This window comes from Mycobacterium toneyamaense, from assembly GCF_055384815.1.
Genome location: NZ_AP040333.1, coordinates 4,456,501 through 4,475,577 on the forward strand (window position 1 = coordinate 4,456,501; position 19,077 = coordinate 4,475,577).

General features: G+C 68.4%; 20 protein-coding genes. 11 read left to right on the forward strand and 9 right to left on the reverse strand.

Annotated elements, in window-relative coordinates; all coding sequences use genetic code 11:
* Positions 1–42: 42 nt before the first annotated feature.
* Positions 43–1,458 (reverse strand): NAD(P)H-quinone dehydrogenase, encoded by a 1,416-nt coding sequence (locus ACZ5IQ_RS21475; RefSeq protein WP_318986386.1) that lies wholly within the window; start codon positions 1,456–1,458, stop codon positions 43–45.
* 60 nt (positions 1,459–1,518) lie between these two features.
* On the opposite strand from ACZ5IQ_RS21475, the gene ACZ5IQ_RS21480 reads away from it, so the two are divergent.
* Complete coding sequence (locus tag ACZ5IQ_RS21480; protein ID WP_267318214.1) at positions 1,519–1,986, forward strand: gamma-glutamylcyclotransferase family protein; 468 nt, start codon at positions 1,519–1,521, stop codon at positions 1,984–1,986.
* Between the two features lie 73 nt (positions 1,987–2,059).
* Here the strand turns inward: ACZ5IQ_RS21480 and ACZ5IQ_RS21485 are convergent, their stop codons facing one another.
* The 3 genes from ACZ5IQ_RS21485 to ACZ5IQ_RS21495 all read right to left on the reverse strand — a co-directional run bounded on the left by ACZ5IQ_RS21485 (position 2,060) and on the right by ACZ5IQ_RS21495 (position 5,539).
* Entirely contained in the window at positions 2,060–2,947 is an 888-nt protein-coding gene (locus ACZ5IQ_RS21485; RefSeq protein WP_406775035.1) for a hypothetical protein, read from the reverse strand.
* 214 nt (positions 2,948–3,161) lie between these two features.
* Positions 3,162–4,331, reverse strand: coding sequence for a M20 family metallopeptidase (locus ACZ5IQ_RS21490; RefSeq protein ID WP_318986384.1), 1,170 nt, complete (start codon positions 4,329–4,331; stop codon positions 3,162–3,164).
* Positions 4,328–5,539, reverse strand: coding sequence for a M20 family metallopeptidase (locus tag ACZ5IQ_RS21495; protein WP_406804199.1), 1,212 nt, complete (start codon positions 5,537–5,539; stop codon positions 4,328–4,330). The genes ACZ5IQ_RS21490 and ACZ5IQ_RS21495 overlap by 4 nt, the downstream gene beginning before the upstream one ends.
* Before the next feature lies 1 nt (position 5,540).
* Between ACZ5IQ_RS21495 and ACZ5IQ_RS21500 the strand changes: the two genes are divergently transcribed.
* Positions 5,541–6,401: a purine-nucleoside phosphorylase gene (locus tag ACZ5IQ_RS21500; protein WP_346417032.1), complete on the forward strand. Its 861-nt coding sequence runs from the start codon at positions 5,541–5,543 to the stop codon at positions 6,399–6,401.
* Between the two features lie 66 nt (positions 6,402–6,467).
* On the opposite strand, the gene ACZ5IQ_RS21505 is transcribed toward ACZ5IQ_RS21500, so the two are convergent.
* Positions 6,468–6,716 carry a DUF7683 domain-containing protein gene (locus tag ACZ5IQ_RS21505; RefSeq protein WP_464480227.1) on the reverse strand — a complete coding sequence of 83 codons (249 nt, stop codon included), beginning with the start codon at positions 6,714–6,716 and terminating at the stop codon, positions 6,468–6,470.
* A complete protein-coding gene (locus ACZ5IQ_RS21510; RefSeq protein WP_406775096.1) occupies positions 6,716–6,880 on the reverse strand; it encodes a colicin E3/pyocin S6 family cytotoxin in 165 nt (54 codons plus the stop codon). Before ACZ5IQ_RS21510 ends, ACZ5IQ_RS21505 begins: the two co-directional genes overlap by 1 nt.
* Here ACZ5IQ_RS21510 and ACZ5IQ_RS21515 point away from each other — a divergent pair.
* Together ACZ5IQ_RS21515 and ACZ5IQ_RS21520 are read left to right on the forward strand one after the other, a co-directional pair.
* Entirely contained in the window at positions 6,860–8,419 is a 1,560-nt protein-coding gene (locus ACZ5IQ_RS21515) for a phospho-sugar mutase (RefSeq protein ID WP_464481497.1), read from the forward strand. The genes ACZ5IQ_RS21510 and ACZ5IQ_RS21515 overlap by 21 nt on opposite strands.
* Positions 8,420–8,502: 83 nt before the next feature.
* A complete protein-coding gene (locus tag ACZ5IQ_RS21520) occupies positions 8,503–9,039 on the forward strand; it encodes a hypothetical protein (RefSeq protein ID WP_346417035.1) in 537 nt (178 codons plus the stop codon).
* Here ACZ5IQ_RS21520 and upp read toward each other — a convergent pair.
* Complete coding sequence (gene upp / locus ACZ5IQ_RS21525; protein ID WP_464480228.1) at positions 9,036–9,659, reverse strand: uracil phosphoribosyltransferase; 624 nt, start codon at positions 9,657–9,659, stop codon at positions 9,036–9,038. The genes ACZ5IQ_RS21520 and upp overlap by 4 nt on opposite strands.
* A gap of 50 nt (positions 9,660–9,709) precedes the next feature.
* Here upp and ACZ5IQ_RS21530 point away from each other — a divergent pair, with 50 nt between their 5' ends.
* The 7 genes from ACZ5IQ_RS21530 (at position 9,710) to ACZ5IQ_RS21560 (ending at position 17,131) form a co-directional block, all read left to right on the forward strand.
* Positions 9,710–10,015, forward strand: a complete 306-nt coding sequence (locus ACZ5IQ_RS21530; protein WP_464480229.1) for a type VII secretion target — start codon at positions 9,710–9,712, stop codon at positions 10,013–10,015.
* The gene (locus ACZ5IQ_RS21535; RefSeq protein ID WP_464480230.1) at positions 10,012–11,112 is read left to right on the forward strand and encodes a C40 family peptidase; all 1,101 of its coding nucleotides are present in this window, start codon (positions 10,012–10,014) and stop codon (positions 11,110–11,112) included. The genes ACZ5IQ_RS21530 and ACZ5IQ_RS21535 overlap by 4 nt, the downstream gene beginning before the upstream one ends.
* A 59-nt stretch (positions 11,113–11,171) precedes the next feature.
* Positions 11,172–11,354 (forward strand): hypothetical protein, encoded by a 183-nt coding sequence (locus ACZ5IQ_RS21540; RefSeq protein WP_406804195.1) that lies wholly within the window; start codon positions 11,172–11,174, stop codon positions 11,352–11,354.
* A gap of 10 nt (positions 11,355–11,364) precedes the next feature.
* Positions 11,365–12,648 (forward strand): protein export chaperone SatS, encoded by a 1,284-nt coding sequence (gene satS / locus ACZ5IQ_RS21545; protein WP_464480231.1) that lies wholly within the window; start codon positions 11,365–11,367, stop codon positions 12,646–12,648.
* 45 nt (positions 12,649–12,693) lie between these two features.
* The gene (locus ACZ5IQ_RS21550; RefSeq protein WP_464480232.1) at positions 12,694–13,533 is read left to right on the forward strand and encodes an alpha/beta fold hydrolase; all 840 of its coding nucleotides are present in this window, start codon (positions 12,694–12,696) and stop codon (positions 13,531–13,533) included.
* Positions 13,534–13,727: 194 nt separating this feature from the next.
* Entirely contained in the window at positions 13,728–14,177 is a 450-nt protein-coding gene (locus tag ACZ5IQ_RS21555) for an MmpS family transport accessory protein (RefSeq protein ID WP_406775043.1), read from the forward strand.
* A complete protein-coding gene (locus tag ACZ5IQ_RS21560) occupies positions 14,174–17,131 on the forward strand; it encodes an MMPL/RND family transporter (RefSeq protein ID WP_464480233.1) in 2,958 nt (985 codons plus the stop codon). The genes ACZ5IQ_RS21555 and ACZ5IQ_RS21560 overlap by 4 nt, the downstream gene beginning before the upstream one ends.
* Here ACZ5IQ_RS21560 and ACZ5IQ_RS21565 read toward each other — a convergent pair.
* Both ACZ5IQ_RS21565 and ACZ5IQ_RS21570 read right to left on the reverse strand, forming a co-directional pair.
* A complete protein-coding gene (locus ACZ5IQ_RS21565; protein ID WP_464480234.1) occupies positions 17,110–18,195 on the reverse strand; it encodes an adenosine deaminase in 1,086 nt (361 codons plus the stop codon). The genes ACZ5IQ_RS21560 and ACZ5IQ_RS21565 overlap by 22 nt on opposite strands.
* A gap of 28 nt (positions 18,196–18,223) precedes the next feature.
* Complete coding sequence (locus ACZ5IQ_RS21570) at positions 18,224–19,045, reverse strand: dienelactone hydrolase family protein (protein ID WP_464480235.1); 822 nt, start codon at positions 19,043–19,045, stop codon at positions 18,224–18,226.
* Between the last annotated feature and the right edge of the window lie 32 nt (positions 19,046–19,077).

Here is a 19,077-nt window from a genome sequence, read left to right on the forward strand (position 1 = left end):
GCCTTGCGTGACCGAGCCTACGTGGTCGGTGCGGTTCGCGTGTCAGTCCAGATCGTCGTGAGCCATGAGCCGGCGGGCCGTCTCGATGATCGAGCCCGACAGCGACGGGTAGACCGACAGCGTCTGCGCCAGATCGGTCACCGAGATGCGGTTCTGCACCGCCAGCGCGATCGGCAGGATCAGCTCGGAGGCGATCGGCGCGACGACGACGCCGCCGATCACCACACCGGTGGCCGGGCGGCAGAAGATCTTCACGAAACCGTGCTCGAGCAGCGACATCTTGGCTCGCGCGTTGGTGTTCAGCGGCAGCATCAGGGTGCGGGCCGGCACCGTGCCGGCGTCGATCGCGGACTGCGGCACGCCGACCGCGGCGATCTCCGGGCGCGTGAACACCGCGGCGGCGACCGTCCGCAGCCTGATCGGCGAAACCCCTTCACCCAGTGCGTGATACATCGCGATGCGGCCCTGCATGGCGGCCACCGAGGCCAGTGGCAGCAGGCCGGTGCAGTCGCCCGCGGCGTAGATGCCCGGCGCCTTGGTGCGCGACACCCGGTCGACCGTCAGGTAATTGCCCGGCCCGAGTTCGATGCCGGCCTTCTCCAGCCCCAGGCCCGAGGTGTTGGGCACCGACCCGATACTCATCAACGCGTGGCTGCCCTCCACGACGCGGCCGTCGGCGAGGCTGACCTTGACGCCGGTCTCGGTCCGGACCACCGAATCGGCGCGCGCGTTCTTGACCAACGTCACACCGCGCTCGGAGAACACCTCCTCCAGCACCGCGGCGGCGTCGGAGTCCTCGTGCGGCAGGATCTGGTCGCGGCTGGCCACCACCGTGACCTTGACGCCCAGTTCGGTGTAGGCGTTGCAGAACTCGGCGCCGGTGACGCCCGAGCCCACGATGACCAGGTGCTCCGGCAGGTCGGTGAGGTCGTACAGCTGCCGCCAGTTCAGGATGCGTTCGCCGTCGGGCACCGCGTTGGGCAGGACCCGGGGGCTGGCGCCGGTGGCGATCAGCACCACGTCGGCCTTCAGCACGCCGGACCGCCCGTCGGGCGTCGTGACCTTGACCCGGTGGTGCGCCATTCCCGGGATGCTGTCGACGAGCTCGCCGCGGCCGGCCACGACGTTGACGCCGGCGCGCAGCAGTTGCCCGCCGATGTCGACGGACTGGCTGCGAGCCAGCGTCTTGACCCGGTTGTTGATCTGCGGCAACGAGATCTTGGCGTCCTCGATCTTGATGTCGAAGCCCAGCCCGTCGGCGCGGCGCAGCTCGGTGCGCACGCCCGTCGACGCGATGAAGGTCTTGGACGGCACGCAGTCCCAGAGCACGCAGGCACCGCCGATGCCGTCGCGGTCGACGACGGTCACCTCGGTTGCCTCACGGCCGTAACCGGCGGCGACCAGGGCGGCCTCATATCCGGCGGGACCGCCGCCGATGATCACGATGCGGGTAGCCACGGCTACATCTAACCCCGAGTTGGGTGTTGGTCGCCGGACAACAAGCCGTAGGCTTGCCGAGTGCCGCTCTACGCCGCTTACGGATCGAACATGCATCCGGAGCAGATGCTTCAGCGGGCGCCTCATTCTCCGATGGCGGCCACGGGGTGGCTGCACGGCTGGCGACTGACGTTCGCCGGCGCCGACATCGGCTGGGAGGGCGCGCTGGCGACGCTGGTCGAGGATCCGCTCTCGAAGGTCTTCGTCGTGCTCTACGACATGACGCGCGAGGACGAGGAACGCCTGGACCGGTGGGAAGGCTCCGAGCTGGGGATCCACAAGAAGATCCGCTGCCGGGTGCACCGGGTGTCGTCGGACACCTCCACCGACCCCGTGCTGGCCTGGATGTACGTCGTCGACGCCTGGGAAGGCGGGCTGCCCTCGGCGCGGTACCTCGGCGTCATGGCCGAGGCCGCCGAGATCGCCGGCGCCCCCGCGGACTACGTCCACCACCTCCGCACCCGCCCCTCCCGCAACATCGGGCCCTAGTCCCTTTTTCTTTCCCGCGAGCGGCCGTGTTTGTACAGCGACACACCGTGTTTCGCGTGCAATTTGGGGCCGCTCAGGCGGCGCGAGCGCGCCCGAAGTTCGCGTTGATGCGCGCGACGAGGTCGTCCGGGCGGTAGCGGACGTCCTCGAACACCATCGAGATCGCCGTCCATCCGACGTCCATCAGTGCCGAACTGCGCTCGCGGTCGGCCAACATCGCGTCCGGTCCGCTGTGCCAATCCAATCCGTCGTACTCTGCGGCGACCATGTACTGCGGCCACGCGAAATCCAGCCGACGCAGCTTTCCCCGGCCGTCGATGACCTCGTATTGCAGTTCGGGCATCGGTAGGCCGCCGTCGATCATCACGAGGCGCGCCTCGCTCTCCATCGGCGACTCCGCGCGTGGATCTGCGATCGGCAACATCTCCCTCACGATGACGATTCCGCGACGTCCGGCCTGCCTGGTCACCGCCCGCGACAACTCCACCCGGTCGCAGGTGCCGGAACGCAGAGCAGCATCGAGCGTCGCCAGTACACGTGGCCTTCGCAGCGAGCGTGCTACTTCGATCGCAGTCCACGCCGGCGCGGTCGCGGGCCGGCCCTGCTCCACAACCATCGGTGCGCCGTCGCGGCGATGGATCATCAGTCCATCAGCGTGCCGCAGATGTGAACCTGCGGGATTGAGCACATGCAGGTCCTTGGGATTCTCGGTGTCGAATCCGTAGAGGGCCGCCGCCGTCCCCAGACACACCGGGACCGGCTTGCCGGCCGAGAGGTCCAGGCCGCGCAGCCGCGTCCAGTCGTCGGGTTCACCCCGCGAGTAGATCCCTTGCCAGATACGTTCGAGCGCACCAGTTTTCAGATACGAGTCAAAGGTCCTGCGGGACAGCTTCGACAGGATCTGAGCGCTGGTGGCTACCCCGTCCTGGAGGTCGAGTAGTGCTTGAAGGTCGGCGTCCACGTCGTTGATGCTCGGCTTCCACGGCTGTGGCCGAAAGGCGCATCAGACGATCTGTGGATCAATCACGAACTGTGGAATTTCGCGGCACGTGGATCAGGTGCGCAGTTCACGGCCCCTCGGCGAGCGTGAGCGGCCCCAAGATGCACGCGAAACACGGCGTGTCGGCGTACAAACACGGCCGCTCGCGGTTAGGAGCAGACACCCACGCTCGCAGTTAGAAAGCGGCGGCCTGTTCGATGATGTTGACGAGGACCCGGACGCCGACGGCGAGGGCGCGTTCGTCGAGGTCGAAGGTCGGCTGGTGCAGGTCCAACTGCGGGCCGACGCCGGGCCACACGCCGAGGCGCGCCATGGCCCCCGGCACCTCCTCGAGATACCACGAGAAGTCTTCGCCGCCACCGGATTGCTTGGTGTCGGCCAAGGCGTCGGGGCCCAGCGCCTCGATGGCGTGGGTCATGATGCGCGTCGAGAGTTCCTCGTTGACCACCGGCGGGACGCCACGGCGGTACAGCACCGTGTGATCCACGTTGAGCGGCGCCAGCAGGGACGAAACGATCTCGCGGACAATCGATTCCATCTCGACCCAGGCATCACGGCTGGCGGTGCGGATGGTCCCGGCCAGGGTGCCCGTCTGCGGGATGGCGTTCGACGCGAATCCGGCGTTGACCGCGCCCCACACCATGACGGTGCTGTGCCGCGGATCGACGCGGCGGGACAGGATGCCGGGCACCCCGGTGATCAGCGAGCCGAGCGCGTAGACCAGATCACCCGTCAGGTGCGGGCGCGACGTGTGCCCGCCCGGCGAGTGCAGGGTGATCTCCATCTGATCGGCGGCCGAGGTGATGGGACCCGGAATGGTGGCGACCTTGCCGACCTCGAGCCGCGGATCACAGTGCAGCGCAAAGATTCTCGACACGCCCGCCAGTGCACCCGCGGAGATCGCGTCCAGCGCGCCGCCGGGCATCAGCTCCTCGGCGGCCTGGAACACCAGGCGCACACCGACCGGCAGCGTCGGCGCCGACGCCAGCGCCAACCCGGTGCCGAGCAGCACCGCGGTGTGCGCGTCGTGTCCGCAGGCGTGCGCCACATTGGGCACGGTCGAGGCGAACGGCAGGCCGGTGCGCTCGTCCATCGGCAGCGCATCCATGTCGGCGCGCAGGGCGATCCGCGGCCGGTCCTCGGGACCGAAATCGCACGTCAGGCCGGTACCGCCGGGCAGAATCTTCGGGTTCAACCCGGCCTCGGCCAGCCGCGTCGCAACGAACTTGGTGGTCTCGAACTCCTGCCGGCCCAACTCGGGGTTGGCGTGCAGATGCCGCCGCCAGCCGACCAGGTCGTCGTAGTTCGTGGCCAGCCAGCGCTCGGCGTGGTCCGAGAGGGTCATCCGCGCCCTGCCTTCACTTGTCGCTGAACCGCCGCCCGGTCCGCCATCTTCTGCAAAACCCGGGCCCGCTCGTCAGGTGCCTGCGCCAGTGCAACCACCGTGCGCGCCAACATGATCGCGCCTTCGGTGACGGCCTTGTCCGCACTCGGCCCCGCCGCCGCCGCGGTGAACTCCGGCTGATGGATCGACGCGCCATTGGCCTCGATCCCGACGACCGGGTGGATTCCCGGCATCACCTGCGTGACGTTGCCCATGTCGGTACTGCCGAGGGGCACAGACACTTCCAGGTCCACCGGCAGCGGCGTCCGGCCGAGACGCTCCATCTCGGCGCGGAACACCGTCGTCAACCACGGATCGGGCGTCAGCGCGTCATACCGCGGCGACACCTCCGTCACCTCGTGCGTGCAGCCCGCCGCCAAGGCGCCGGCCGCGAAGCACGAGAACATGCGTACTTCCAGTTCGTCGAGTGACGCGGAGTCCGTGGCCCGCATCGTGTACAGCAATTCCGTATGCGCCGGAATCACATTCGGCGCCTGACCGCCGTCGGTGACGATGCCGTGCACCATCTGACCGGGCGTCAACTGCTGACGCAGAAGCCCGATCGCGACCTGGGCGACCGTCACCGCATCGGCGGCGTTGATGCCCAGGTAGGGCGCGACGGCGGCGTGCGACTCGCGCCCGCGGTAGGCCACAGACACCTCGGACAGCGCCAGGGACCGCGCCCCCGCGATGTCGACCGGACCGGGGTGCAGCATCACCGATGCCGCGACGTCGTCGAACACCCCTGCGTTCAGCAGCAACGCTTTTCCGCCGCCGGCCTCTTCGGCGGGCGTACCGATCAATGCCACGGTGATGCCGATCTCGTCGGCGACCTCGGCCAGCGCCAGTGCCGTGCCGACCGCCGACGCGGCAATGATGTTGTGCCCGCACGCATGTCCGATACCGGGCAGCGCGTCGTACTCGGCGCAGATGCCGATCACCAGCTCACCGCTGCCGTAGTCGGCACGGAACGCGGTATCCAGGCCGCCGGCGGCCGGGGTGACGTGGAAGCCGCGCTCGGCCACGAGCGCCTGGGTCTTGGCGCAACTGCGGTGCTCCGCGAAAGCCAGTTCCGGTTCGGCGTGGATCGAGTGGGACAGCTCGATCAAATCGGCACGGTGACGCGCGACGGCATCGGTGACCGTCTGCAGAGCGTCTCCCGTCAACATCATGGAAGTATCGCACCGGCCTGTTCGGCCGCAGCTGGCAACTAAGGTGGACGCCGTGACCGATCCGCAGGCCACCCCTGACTCCGCCGCCGCTGCGGCCGCCGCCGCCATCCGTGACCGCACCGGAATCGCCGGCTTCGACGTGGCCGTCGTCCTCGGTTCCGGCTGGGCCCCGGCCGCCGCCGTGCTGGGCGAGCCGTCAGCCACCATCGCCATGGGTGACCTGCCCGGATTCACCCCACCGACCGCGTCGGGTCATGGCGGTCAGGCACTCGCGCTGCAGGTCGGCGGCCGCAACGTGCTGGTCCTGCTGGGCCGCATCCATGCCTATGAGGGCCACGACCTGCGCCATGTCGTGCACCCGGTGCGCACCGCCATCGCGGCCGGTGTGGGCACCGTGGTGCTGACCAATGCCGCCGGCGGCTTGCGCGCGGAGTACTCGGTGGGCCAGCCGGTGCTGATCAGCGACCACCTGAACCTGACGGCGCGGTCGCCTCTGGTCGGCGCCCAGTTCGTCGATCTGGTCGACGCCTATTCGCCGCGGCTGCGGGCACTGGCCCGCGCGGTCGACCCGTCACTGACCGAAGGCGTGTATGCCGGGCTGCCCGGCCCGCACTACGAGACACCCGCCGAGATCCGGATGCTGCGCACCCTGGGCGCCGACCTGGTCGGCATGTCGACGGTGCACGAGACCATCGCGGCCCGCGCCGGCGGCGCCGAGGTGCTCGGCATCTCGATGGTGACCAACCTGGCGGCCGGCATGACCGGTGAGCCGCTGAGCCACGCCGAAGTCCTGGAGGCCGGACGCCAGTCAGCGACCCGGATGGGGACGCTGCTGGCCGAGGTGTTGGCGCGGTTGTGAGACAGCGACACCAAGCTTTGATGGAGGCAACGCCCAACGAAAGCCGATTCAGGCGTTTCGAAACTTCTATGAGCCCTCGTAGCAACCCAACTGATAGATGAGCGCTTCATCGATTGCAATCGGCTGATCCGCATACTCCGCCAGTGATCGAACCGCATCGAGGTTCGGAACATCGAAGTCAAAGGGCTCCACAGGAATGTCATCGTCGACCCGCAGGATCTCGCGAATCGCAGCCACCGTCAGACGGGTCAGATGAGTTTCCTGCACTAGTCGCTCCGTCGTGCGGTCAAAACCCTGAAGCCACCACGTAAGCACTACGGCTCCACCTTCCGTCCGGGATCTGCTGGCTTTGTCTGCGCACCCGTGTCCGGGTCGAATTCGCCTTGATGAACGCCACGCTTGTTGTAGACCTCAACCTTGCCGTGCTGGCTGTCCCACTCGTAGATAGTCCCGTCGTCATCTTTCCAACGTCGCCGCATACGTCCGCCCACTGCGAGCACAATGGCCCCGTGAACCACACACCCCTGACCTTCGGCACCGCGGGCCTGCGTGGCCCCATGCGTGAGGGCCTCGACGCCATGAACGTCACCACCGTCAGCCGCGCGACGTGGGCCGTGGCGCAGGTGCTCAAGGACCGTTGCCTGGGCGGGTCGACGGTCGTGGTCGGCCGGGACGCCCGGCACCACTCCGACGAATTCGCCACCGCAACCGCGGAAATCTTTGCCGCCGAAGGGTTTTCCGTCATCCTTCTCCCCCACCCCGCGCCGACCCCGGTCGTGGCCTACGCGGTGCGGCAGCTCGACGCCGTTGCCGGCGTACAGATCACCGCTTCGCACAATCCCCCTGCCGATAACGGCTACAAGGTGTACTTCGACGGCGGCATCCAGATCGTCCCACCCACCGACCGGGACATCGAAACGGCCATGCGGCAGGCACCGACCGGCATCGCCCGGCAGCCCGTCACGCCCGTCGACGAAACCCTCATCGAGCAGTACGCGCGCCGGGCCGGGTCACTACGCCGGACACAAGGCGAGGTCCGGGTGGCGCTGACCGCGATGCACGGTGTCGGTGGCGCGCTGGCGATCGACGTCCTGAACCGCGCCGGTATCAGTGATATCCGGACGGTGGCAACACAATTCGAACCCGATCCCGACTTCCCCACCGTCGCGTTCCCCAACCCCGAGGAGCCCGGCGCCACCGACCTGCTGCTCGCCCTCGCCGCCGAGGCCGGCGCCGAAGTCGCCATCGCCCTGGACCCCGACGCGGACCGCTGCGCCGTGGGCATCCCGACCACGAGCGGCTGGCGCCTGTTGTCCGGCAACGAAACCGGTTGGCTGCTGGGCGATTATCTGCTGTCGAACCTGACTCCCGAGGAAGCCGCGACCACCGTCGTCGCCAGTTCACTGGTCTCATCTCAGCTGCTCGCGAAGATCGCCGCCGACCACGGGGCCCACCACGTCGAAACGCTGACGGGCTTCAAATGGCTGGCGCGCGCCGACCAGGACATCCCTGGCGCCACGCTGCGGTACGCGTACGAAGAGGCCATCGGGCACTGCGTCGACCCCGATGCCGTACGCGACAAGGACGGCATCAGCGCGGCCGTGGTGTTCTGCGATCTGGTTGTGGCGCTGCGCCATCAGGGCCAGACGGTGCAGGATCGACTGGACGCCCTGGCCACGAAATTCGGCGTCCACGCCACCGGCGCGGTCTCGGTGCACACCGACGCCGACGCGGTGATGGCCCGCCTGCGCGCCGAGCCGCCGGCCCAGATCGCCGGTGTCCCGGTCCGGACCGAGGACCTGGCCGAGCTGCGCGGAAAACGGCGCACCGACGCCCTGGTCTTCACCGGCCGTGGCCTGCGGGTGGCGGTGCGCCCGTCGGGAACCGAGCCAAAGATCAAGTGCTACATCGAGGTCAGCAAGCCGCCGACCGCCGATCTGGCGACCGGTCGGACGTCGGCCGCAGCCGAACTACGCGACGTCGAGGCCGTGGTCACCGGCCTGCTGGCCCCGGCCTGACGCCGAACCGTAGGGAGATCCCTTATATCCGGCGGGCTCCTGTGCGACTTAGCCTCGATTCAACGGAGGAAAGAGGTGTCGGCATGTCGGACAACACACTCGCTCGCCGCTGCGGTGGCGCCGCGACGGTCCTGATCGGCGGAATCGGTACTGCGGGCATCGCTCTCGCCCCACCGGCGGCCGCGGTCCACGCCGAGCAGTACATCTCGACGTACTGTCGGCCTGCCACCGTGCAGGACTGCCGGCAGCCGGCGGTGCTCCGCTTCGACCTTCCGACCGACGACTGGGTGCAGCCGTCCTTCACCAACGCCGCCGACGGCTGTTCCGATATCTCGGTGCGCTTCTCGGTCAGTCCCGCAGGAACTCCGGGCACCCTCAGCAGCAGCTACCGGCTCAGCCCAGGTCAGACCGCCGTGGGCCCGCATGCCCACATGTCGGCAGGCGCGATGCAGGTGAGCGTCTTCGCCACCGGAATCGAAGGCGGTTGCAACACCGGCGCTCTCATGGCCTGGGGCGGCACGGTGTCCGTCGACTCCACCGGCAAGCCGAACCTGCCCGACGCGGTTCCCCGGCCGACCCAAACCCCGCTACCGACCCCGACCGGGCCGATCGTCCACTAGCGCGGACCGAACTGCCGATCCCCCGCATCGCCCAGGCCCGGCACGATGTAGGCATCGTCGTTCAGCGCGGCATCGATGGTGGCCGTGAACAGTCGCAGTGACGGAACCACCTTCTCCACCAACGCAATTCCCTCCGGTGCACACACCACGCACACCGCGGTGATGTCGTCGGCCCCGCGGTCGACCAGGAGTTGCAGGGTGTACGCCAGCGACCCGCCGGTGGCCAGCATGGGGTCGAGCACCATCACCGGCCGGCCACTCAGGTCGGCCGGCAGGGACTCCAGGTACGGCGTCGGCTGGTGCGTCGTCTCGTCGCGCGCCATGCCGACGAAGCCGACCTGAGCCTCCGGAATCAGCGCGTGTGCCTGGTCGACCATGCCCAGGCCCGCCCGCAGCACCGGAACCAGCAGTGGCGGGTTCGACAGACGCGAGCCGGTGCACACGGCGACCGGGGTCTGCACCGGCAGCTCCTCGCTGGCCAGCGAGCGCGTGGCCTCGTAGACCAGCATCAGCGTCAGATCGCGCAGCGCCGCCCGGAACCCGGCGTTGTCGGTGCGCTCGTCGCGCAGAGTGGTCAGCCGCGCCGCGGCCAGAGGGTGATCGACGACCCGGACGTCCATGGGCGCCAACATTAATGGAACCGAACGGGCGCGGCGCCCGTCTTATCCACATGATCCGAAACCTGACCGTGGACCCGTCAGCCCTGCACAACCTGTCCGCGGACTACCGCGGTCACAGCACCGAACTGGCCACGCACGCCGCGGACCTGACCGCCATCGCCCGACAGTTCGACGTGTTCGGCCCCGTGGGCGAGGCCTTCGCCGCGGCACTCGCACAGGCGACGCACCACCAGGCCCAGTTGGCGTACCGCCTCAGCGCGCATCTCGACTCCGGCGCCACGACCGCCGTCGCCACCGCGAACACCTTCGTCGACGCCGACGACAACGTCGGCGGCCGGATCGGAACCTGGTGGTGACGGGCTCCCTGGCAGCCGCGCTGGCCGCGCCGATCCGAGACGTGCAGGCACTGGTGGGCCCCGGCTTCTCGGGCGCGGATCCGGCCGGCGCCCTGCGTGCGGTGCAGTCCGGGCTCGACGGCGTGGCCGCCGCTGCCGACGACGGATGGCAGCGGACCCAGGACCAGTGGACCGGCACGGCGGCAGGCAGTGCGGGCCAGTTCGCGAGCGCGGCGGTCACCGCCATCGTGGCGATGGCGATGACGGCCGGGCAACTGAGCACGCACACCGAACGGGCCGCTGCCGCGGTGGCCCGGGCCCGCGAGCGCCTCCGAACCATCCTCCAGAACTTCGAGGCCCGCGCGACCGAACTGGAAGCCACTCTCGAATCCCCTGCCGACGCCGCCGCGCTCGTCGACGAAGCCGGCCGGGCCCTGGCTGAGGCCATCAGTGTCGTCGACGAGCTGCACACCGAACTCGCCACGCAGGCCGAGCAGATCACCGCGACGACGAGTGCCCCCGCACCCCAGAGTCACGGATCGGCGTGGGAGACAAGCGGATCCGGCCCGGCTGTGAGCCTGCCCGGCCTGGGTGCATCCGGTGGCCAAGGTGCGACCGGGGCCGGCGGACTCGGCGCCCTCGCGACTCCCGCAGCGCACGCTGCGCAAGCCGCACTCAGCACACGGAACCACCGCCGGCCACCCGACCCCGGCAAGTTCGGCGCCGGTGAGGCCGTCACGCTGCCCGACGGCAGCACCGCCACCGCACCGAACAAGGTCGCCGCCGACGCGGTGCGGCACGCCCTCACCCAGCTCGGCGTGCCGTACGTGTGGGGTGGCACGACGCCCGGCGTTGGCCTGGACTGCAGCGGCCTGACGCAGTGGGCATACCGCGAAGCGGGACTCGACCTGCCGAGGCTGGCGCAGGAGCAGGATGTGGGCGCCGCCGTCGACCGTGGCTCGCTGCGCCCGGGCGACCTCGCGGTGTGGGACGGCCACGTCGCGATGATCGTCGGGAACGGTCTCATGGTCGAGGCGGGCGATCCGGTTCAGCTGTCCCCCATCCGGACGACCAACCTGAATCAGGGTTTCCACGGCTTCTTCCGCCCGACGGCATGACACCGCCGCATGACGATCAAGCAGCGAGGAACGAGCGCGATGAGGAATGCGGCCCATAGATGAAGCCGGAATACGACGACGCGATGGCCCGCGCCCGCGCGGCGCTCGCGGTGTTCCGGCGTACGGCTGCCGAGCTGTCGAGGGCCGACGCCACCGCTGATGTCACCACCGCCCTGCGCCACCTGCGCGACGATCTGCACCGACAAGATGCCCCCAGCGTGGCCCGACCCGCACGTCGATAGGCTGTGCCGCATGGCTGCTGACATCGTGCCGGTTCGGCTCGGGTTGACCAATGGCGATCTGTACACCCTGTGGGCGCCGCTGTGGCGCGACTCCGACGACGAGTGGGAAGCGTTCCTGGGTCACGGCGACGACCTCTACGCCTTCGAATCCGTCGCGGACCTGGCCGCTTTCGTGCGGACCAACACCGACAACGACCTCGCCGACCATCCGAAGTGGAAGGCGCTCGGCGAGGCCAACGCCCACCGCCTCAACCCCGACGAGAGCCACATCCACGACCTGGTCGGCGTGCCCGAGCTGGTCGCCGAGAAGCCCACCGAGGAGTCCGTCACCTCGCTGCGGCGGACGCTCCAGGTGGTCGGCGCGCTCGGTTCGGTCTGCGACCTGATCGCGGTCGCGAAGTTCTTCAACGGCAACCCCGTGCTGTCGACGCTCGGCGGCGGCGCCGAGGCCTACTCGGGCCGGGCCGGCCGTAAGCGCTGGGCCGACATCGAGGCTGCCGTCGGCCGCAGCTGGGACCATGTGCTCGACGCCATCGACGCCCTGGTGACCACCCCCGAGGTCGACGCCAAGGCCGCCGAGAAGGCCCAGGCCGAACTCGACGAGCCCGCACCCGAGCCCGAAGAAGACGAACTCGACGAGGTCGATGAGACCGACGTCGACGACGTCGTCATCGAGGACGAGGTCGACACCGACTCCGAGGAGGCGGCCCTCACCGCGCAGGCCGAGCGGCAGCTGCTCGGCAGTGACGAGGACTTCTGGGAGCGCGTCGGCATCGACCCGATCCGCATCATGACCAAGGGCGCCACGCTCTACACGCTGCGCTGCTACTACAACGACCAGCCGCGGTTCCTCGGCCGCAACGGCCGGATCAGCGTGTTCGGCTCGGAGCGCACGCTGGCCCGCTACCTGGCCGACGAGCACGAGAGCGACCTGTCCAGCTTCGAGGCCTACAGCGACATCCGCACCGCTGCCACCGACGGCTCGCTGCAGATCCGCGTCACCGAGGACAACGTCTACGTGCTCAGTGGCCTGTCCGACGACATCGCCGACGGCCCCGAGGCCGTCGACCGCGAGCAGCTGGACCTGGCGGTCGAGTTCGTGCGCGACGTGTGCGACTACGCCGAGGACGGCACCGCCGACAAGTACCTGACCACCAGCCAGCCGCTGGGCAAGTTCGTCGGTCATGTGCTGGAGCCCGAGACCGTCGGCGCCCCGTCGAAGCCGTACGCCGAGGCCGTCGCCCAGTGGGAGACCCTGGAGCGTTTCGTCGAGTCGCGGCTGCGTCAGGAATGACGCGCGGTGCGATGAGTTAGGCCGGTCGGTCGGGTCTGCACTGACATGACCCAGACCAGCGCCCAGCCCATCATCCGAAATCTCGCCGTTCCCGGCGCCACGCTGCATTACGAGGTGCGGGGCAGCGGGCCGGTGTTGGCCGTCATCGGTTCGCCCATGACGGCATCGGAGTTCGCCGCGGTGGCCGATGCCCTGGCCGCCGACCACACTGTCGTGACGTACGACCCGCGGGGACTCGGCGCCAGCCCCATCGACGATCCCGCACAGGACTCGACGCCCGAACTGCGGGCCGACGACGTCGCCGCGGTCCTCGAGGATCTCGGTGCCGGTCCGGCCGACGTGTTCGGCTCCAGCGGCGGCGCGGTGACCGGCCTGGCGCTGGCCGCCAAGTACCCCGGTTGGGTACGGACGCTGATCGCGCACGAGCCGCCGCTGCTGGAGTTGTTGCCGGCCTCGGAAGCCGCCAGGCAGCGCGCCGCGACGCGGGAGATCATCGACACCTTCCACAGCGACGGGCCGGGCGCGGCCATGGCGAAGTTCATGGCGACGGCGGGCTTCGATCAGGCCGACGACGGCGCTCCCGGGCCGCAGGGGCCGCCGCCCGCTCCCGATGAGATGACCAAGCAACTCGCCGACCTGTCCCGGTTCTTCAACCATGAATTGCTCTGCACCACAACGTATCTGCCTGATGTTGAGGCGTTGCGGGCCGGCCGGGTCGTCGTGGGCATCGGCGCCGAGTCGGAACATCTCATCACCTACGGCACCTCGCTGGCGCTGTGCCGCCTGCTGGGCGTCGAGCCCGTCGTCTTCCCGGGCGATCACGGCGGGTTCATGAGTGCGCCCGGCGAATTCGCCGACGCGCTGCGGGCCGTTCTGTCCGACTGAAACCCCGACTCGCCCGGCCACCGCGCGCGCTCACAGCCGACACACAACTACGCCGCGTTGCAAAATTAGTTAGCAAGGCGTAAGAATTTCCCAAGAATCCGCTGAGTGAGCGGAGCCGCCTGCCGAGCGCAGGCGAAGGCAGCAGCTTGATCGTCGGGGATTCGGTCAGCGCGTGTTGAGCGGAAGGTGGTCGGGTGCGGTCGGAATCAAAGGGCCTGCTGAAGAAAGTCTGGATACCGCTCGTCCTGGTGGCCGTATTGGCGGTGTCGGGCCTCGTGGTGTCCCGCCTGCACGCGAAGTTCGGGTCGGAGAACCTCAACGCCCATGCCGGCGCAGGCGTCGAGATCGTCCAGTTCAACCCCAAGGTCCTGGTGTACGAGGTCTATGGGCCGCCGGGAAGTTCGGCAGAGATCAGCTATTTCGATCCCGACGCCAACGTGCACTCGGTGAGCGCCGTGCTGCCCTGGTCCGTCACCCTGTCCACCACGCTGCCGACCGTCAGCGCAAACCTGATGGCGCGCAGCGACAGTGAGCAGAGCAGCGACCACATCGGCTGCCGCGTCACGGTGAACGGGACGGTCCGCGAGGAGCAGTCCGCCGATGGCGTCAACGCCCAGACCTACTGCCTGGTGAAGTCCGCATGACCGAAACACTTGAGACACAGCACGAGACGGCGGAAAAGCGGCCGAAGTTCGCCCATGCGCTGCGCATCCTGTCTGTGCCGATCATCCTGTTCTGGGTCGCGATCGCCGTCCTGGTGAACGTGATCGCGCCGCCGCTGGAGGTCGTCGGCGAGCTGCATGCCGCGCCGATGGCGCCCGAGGACGCACCGTCGATGCACGCGATGAAGTTGATGGGCGCGAACTTCAAGGAGTTCAACTCCAACAGCACGATCATGATCGTCGTCGAGGGCAAGGAACCGCTCGGTCCGGACGCCCACAAGTACTACGACGAGATCATCCGCAAACTGCAGCAGGATCCCGAGCACATCCAGCACATCCAGGATTTCTGGGGCGACACGCTGACCGCGGCCGGTGCACAGAGCGCCGACGGCAAGGCGTCCTACGTGATGATCAACCTCGCCGGCGAGCAGGGCATGACGCTCGCCAACGAGGGTGTCGACGCCGTCCGCAAGGTCATCGAGGAGACGAAGGCGCCGCCGGGGGTGCAGGCACATGTCGCCGGTCCCGCCGCGCTGACCGACGACATGCACGTCATCGGCAACGCGAGCCTGGTCATGATCACCCTGATCACCCTGGCCGCGATCGCCGGCATGCTGCTGGTGGTCTACCGCTCGGTGCGGACCACCCTGGTCCAGCTGTTCCTGACGTTCCTGGCGCTGCTGACCGCACGCGGCGTGGTGTCGGTGCTGGCCACCCACGACGTGTTCGGGCTGACGACCTTCGCGGGCAACATCCTGACGATGCTGGCCATCGCCGCGGCCACCGACTACGGCATCTTCATCTTCGGGCGGTACCGCGAAGACCGCGGCATCGGCTTGGACCGGGACGACTCGTACTACGCGACGTTCAAGTCCGTCGCCCCTGTCATCGTGGGTTCCGGCCTGACCATCGCCGGCGCGACGTACTGCCTGAGTTTCTGCCGCCTGCCGTACTTCACCACGATGGGCGCACCGGTCGCGATCGGCATGCTCGTCGTGGTGGCGATCTCGGTGACGCTCGGCCCGGCCGTGCTGTACCTCGGCAGCCGCGTCGGGATGTACGAGTCCAAGCGACCGCCGCAGAGCCGCTTCTGGCGCCGCATCGGGACGGCCGTCGTGCGGTGGCCCGCACCGATTCTGGTGGCCAGCCTGTTCGTGGTGCTGGTCGGCATCGTCGCCATCCCCGGCTACAAACCGGCCTACAACGACCGCTATTACCTGCCTGAGGACGCTCCGGTGAACGTCGGTTTCGCCGCCGCCGACCGGCACTTCACGCAGGCCCGCATGAACCCTGACATCCTGATGGTCGAGTCGACGCACGACATGCGCAATCCCGCAGACATGCTGGTGCTCAACAAGATCGCGAGCAACGTGATGCACACCGACGGCATCGCCATGGTGCAGAGCATCACCCGGCCGCTGGGAATTCCCATCCAGCACAGCTCGATTCCGTTCCAGACGAGCGTCTCGGGCCAGACCAGCAACATGAACCTGCCGTTCCAGCGCAAGCAGCTGGAGGACCAGCTCCGGATGGTCGACGCCACCAACGTGTCGATCAGCATCCTGGAAAAGCAGTACGCGCTGTCGCTCGAGCAGACCAAGCTGACACAGGACTCGGCCCGTAAGTCGCAGGCGCTCCTCGAGGTCACCGAGGAGATGCGCAACAACATCGCCAACTTCGATGACCAGTTCCGGCCGATGCGCAACTACTTCTACTGGGAACCGCACTGCTTCGACATCCCGATGTGCGCGGCGATGCGGTCGGTGTTCGACTCCCTGGACGGCATCGATGAGCTGACCGACCGGACCGGCGACGTCCAGGTCAACACCGACAAGCTGGCCGACCTGGCACCGAAGCTGACGGCGCTGCTCCCCCAGACCATCGCGTCGATGAAGACCAGCCGTGACCTGTCACTGGCGTCGTACAACTCGCAGAAGGCCCTCATCGACCAGATGCAGGCCATGAACGACACCGCGTTGTCGATGGGTGCTGCCTTCGACGGCGCCAAGAACGACGACCTGTTCTACCTACCGCCCGAGGCCTTCCAGAACCCGGACTTCCAGCGCGGCCTGAAGATGTTCATGTCGCCGGACGGCAAGTCCGCGCGCATGTTCATCACGCACCAGACCGACCCCGCGACGGTCGACGGCATCAACCGCGTCGAGTCCGAACGCAAGGCCGCCCAGGACGCCCTGAAGATGTCGTCGTTGTCGGACGCCAAGATCTACCTCGGCGGCGTCGCGGCGACCTATAAGGACATGGCCGACGGCGCCCGCTACGACCTGATGATCGCCGTGGTGTCATCGCTGACGCTGATCTTCATGATCATGCTCATCCTGACGCGCAGCGCGGTCGCGGCCCTGACGATCGTCGGCACGGCGGGCAGTTCCATCGCCGCGTCGTTCGGTATCTCGGTGCTGTTGTGGCAGGACCTGTTCGGGATCCAGGTGCAGTGGCTGGTCATGCTGATGTCGGTCATCATCCTGTTGGCGGTCGGCTCGGACTACAACCTGCTGCTGGTCTCCCGGTTCCAGGACGAGATCCACGCCGGCCTCAAAACCGGCATCATCCGCTCCATGGCCGGCACCGGCGGTGTCGTCACGTCGGCCGGACTGGTGTTCGCGGCCACCATGGCCGGCATGATGGCCAGCAAGCTGATCGTGCTGGCGCAGATGGGTTCGACCATCGCGATCGGTCTGCTGATCGACACCTTCATCGTGCGGTCGCTGCTGATGCCGTCGATCGCGGTGCTGCTCGGCCGCTGGTTCTGGTGGCCGCAGGTGGTGCACCCGCGCGGCAGGTACAACACCGAGAAGTTCGTGCCGAAGGCGTTCCAGCGGAACGCCCGGCAGGAGCCGGTGTCGGCGGGCGCGGCCGGGCGCTCCGGCTTCGTCGACGACGCCCCGACCGACAGCTACCCGACCAGCACGGCGTAGCGCGGTTTGATGACGTCGTCGATGATCGCCAGTCGCTCGTCGAACGGGATGAAGGCCGACTTCATGGCGTTGATGGTGAACCGCTGCAGGTCGGTCCAGCCGTAGCCGAACTCGTTCACGAGGAGCGCCATCTCCTGCGTCATGGTGGTGTCGCTCATCAGGCGGTTGTCGGTGTTCACGGTGACGCGGAAGCGGAGCCGCGCCAGCTGGTCGAACGGATGCTCGGCGATGCTGGCCGCGGCGCCGGTCTGCACGTTGCTGCTCGGGCACATCTCCAGCGGAATTCGCTTGTCCCGCACGATGTTCGCCACCCGACCCAAGTGAAAGGTGCCGTCCGGCCCCTCCTCGATGTCGTCGACGATGCGGACGCCGTGGCCCAGCCGGTCGGCGCCACAGAACGCGATGGCCTCGTGTATTGACGGCAGGCCGAAGGCCTCGCCGGCGTGAATCGTGAACCGCGCGTTGTTGCCCCGCATGTATTCGAAGGCATCGAGGTGGCGGGTCGGAGGGTAGCCGGCCTCGGCACCGGCGATGTCGAAGCCGACCACACCGCGGTCGCGGAACCGGATGGCGAGCTCGGCGATCTCGCGAGACCGGGCAGCGTGCCGCATGGCGGTGACCAGACAGCGGACCGTCGTCACCTGCCCGGCCGCGGCCGCCGCCTTCTCGCCGTCCGCGAACCCGGCCAGCACCGCGTCCACGACCTCGTCCAGCACCAGACCGCCGTCGATGTGCAGTTCGGGCGCGAACCGCACCTCGGCGTAGACGACGTTGTCGGCGGCCAGATCCTCGACGCATTCGTACGCGACGCGGTACAGCGCATCGGTGGTCTGCATGACGCCGACGGTGTGCGCGAACGGCTCCAGATACCGGACGAGCGATCCGCTGTGCGCCTGGGTGCGGAACCACTTCGCGAGCTCGTCGATGTCCATGGTGGGCAGGTCGCCGTAGCCGCTCTGTTCGGCCAGCTCCACCACCGTGGCGGGACGCAGCCCGCCGTCGAGGTGATCGTGCAACAGCGCTTTCGGTGCCTGCTTGATCTGATCCAGCGTCAGGGTGGTCATCTGTCCATCTTGCGCCGGATCGTCGCTTTTAGCCCGCCGGCTCGTCCGCCAGCAGCAGCCGCGTCCGGAACAGATCCAGCACCTGGTCCAGCGCCGCCCGGGTGGCCTGGCCCGGCTCGTCGATCAGGTGCTCGGTGACCACCGAGTGCGGCGCCAGGCGCGCATCCGGGTTGGCGTCGGAGTCCTCGAGTTCGACGGCGATGAAGGCGTCACCCAGCTGCTCGCGCAGGAAGTCGAAACGCTCTGCCGGCACCAGCTTGTCGCTCTTGAACCGCATGCCGATGACGTTGAGGCCCGCGGCGCACCGGCCCTTGACGACCTCCAGGTCGGCCGGCGAGATGTCGATGTTGCGGCGCTGCTTGGCGGTCAGGCCCAACGGCATCGACGGCTGGGACAGCACCGGCGCCAGGATGACGTCGTCGGTGGCCATGGCCAGGGCGTAGCCGCCGGTGAAGCACATGCCGATGGCGCCGACGCCGGGGCCACCGCACCGCTTGTGTTCGGCACGGGCCAACGCGCGCAGCCAATCGACCACCGGCGACGTCTTTCCGGTCGCGAGGATGGTGAACTCCTTGCTGATGCACGACGGCAGCGCCGACCCCATGGCCTTGAGCGCCGCCAGGTTGCTGGCGTTCGGATCCAGGCCGGGGATGCCGAACAGGTGCGGCAGCACGGCGGTACAACCCAGGTCGGCGACCTTGCGGGCGAAGTCGAGAACCTTGGGCGTGATGCCGGGTATCTCGGCGATCACGATGACGGCCGGACCGGTGCCCTTCCGAAAGACCGTGCGGGTCGTGCCATCGTGGGTGAACTCGGTGCGCTCGAAGTCGCGGAGGTCATCGTCAGCCATGCGGACGACCCTAGTGGCGGGCGGGGTCGCTG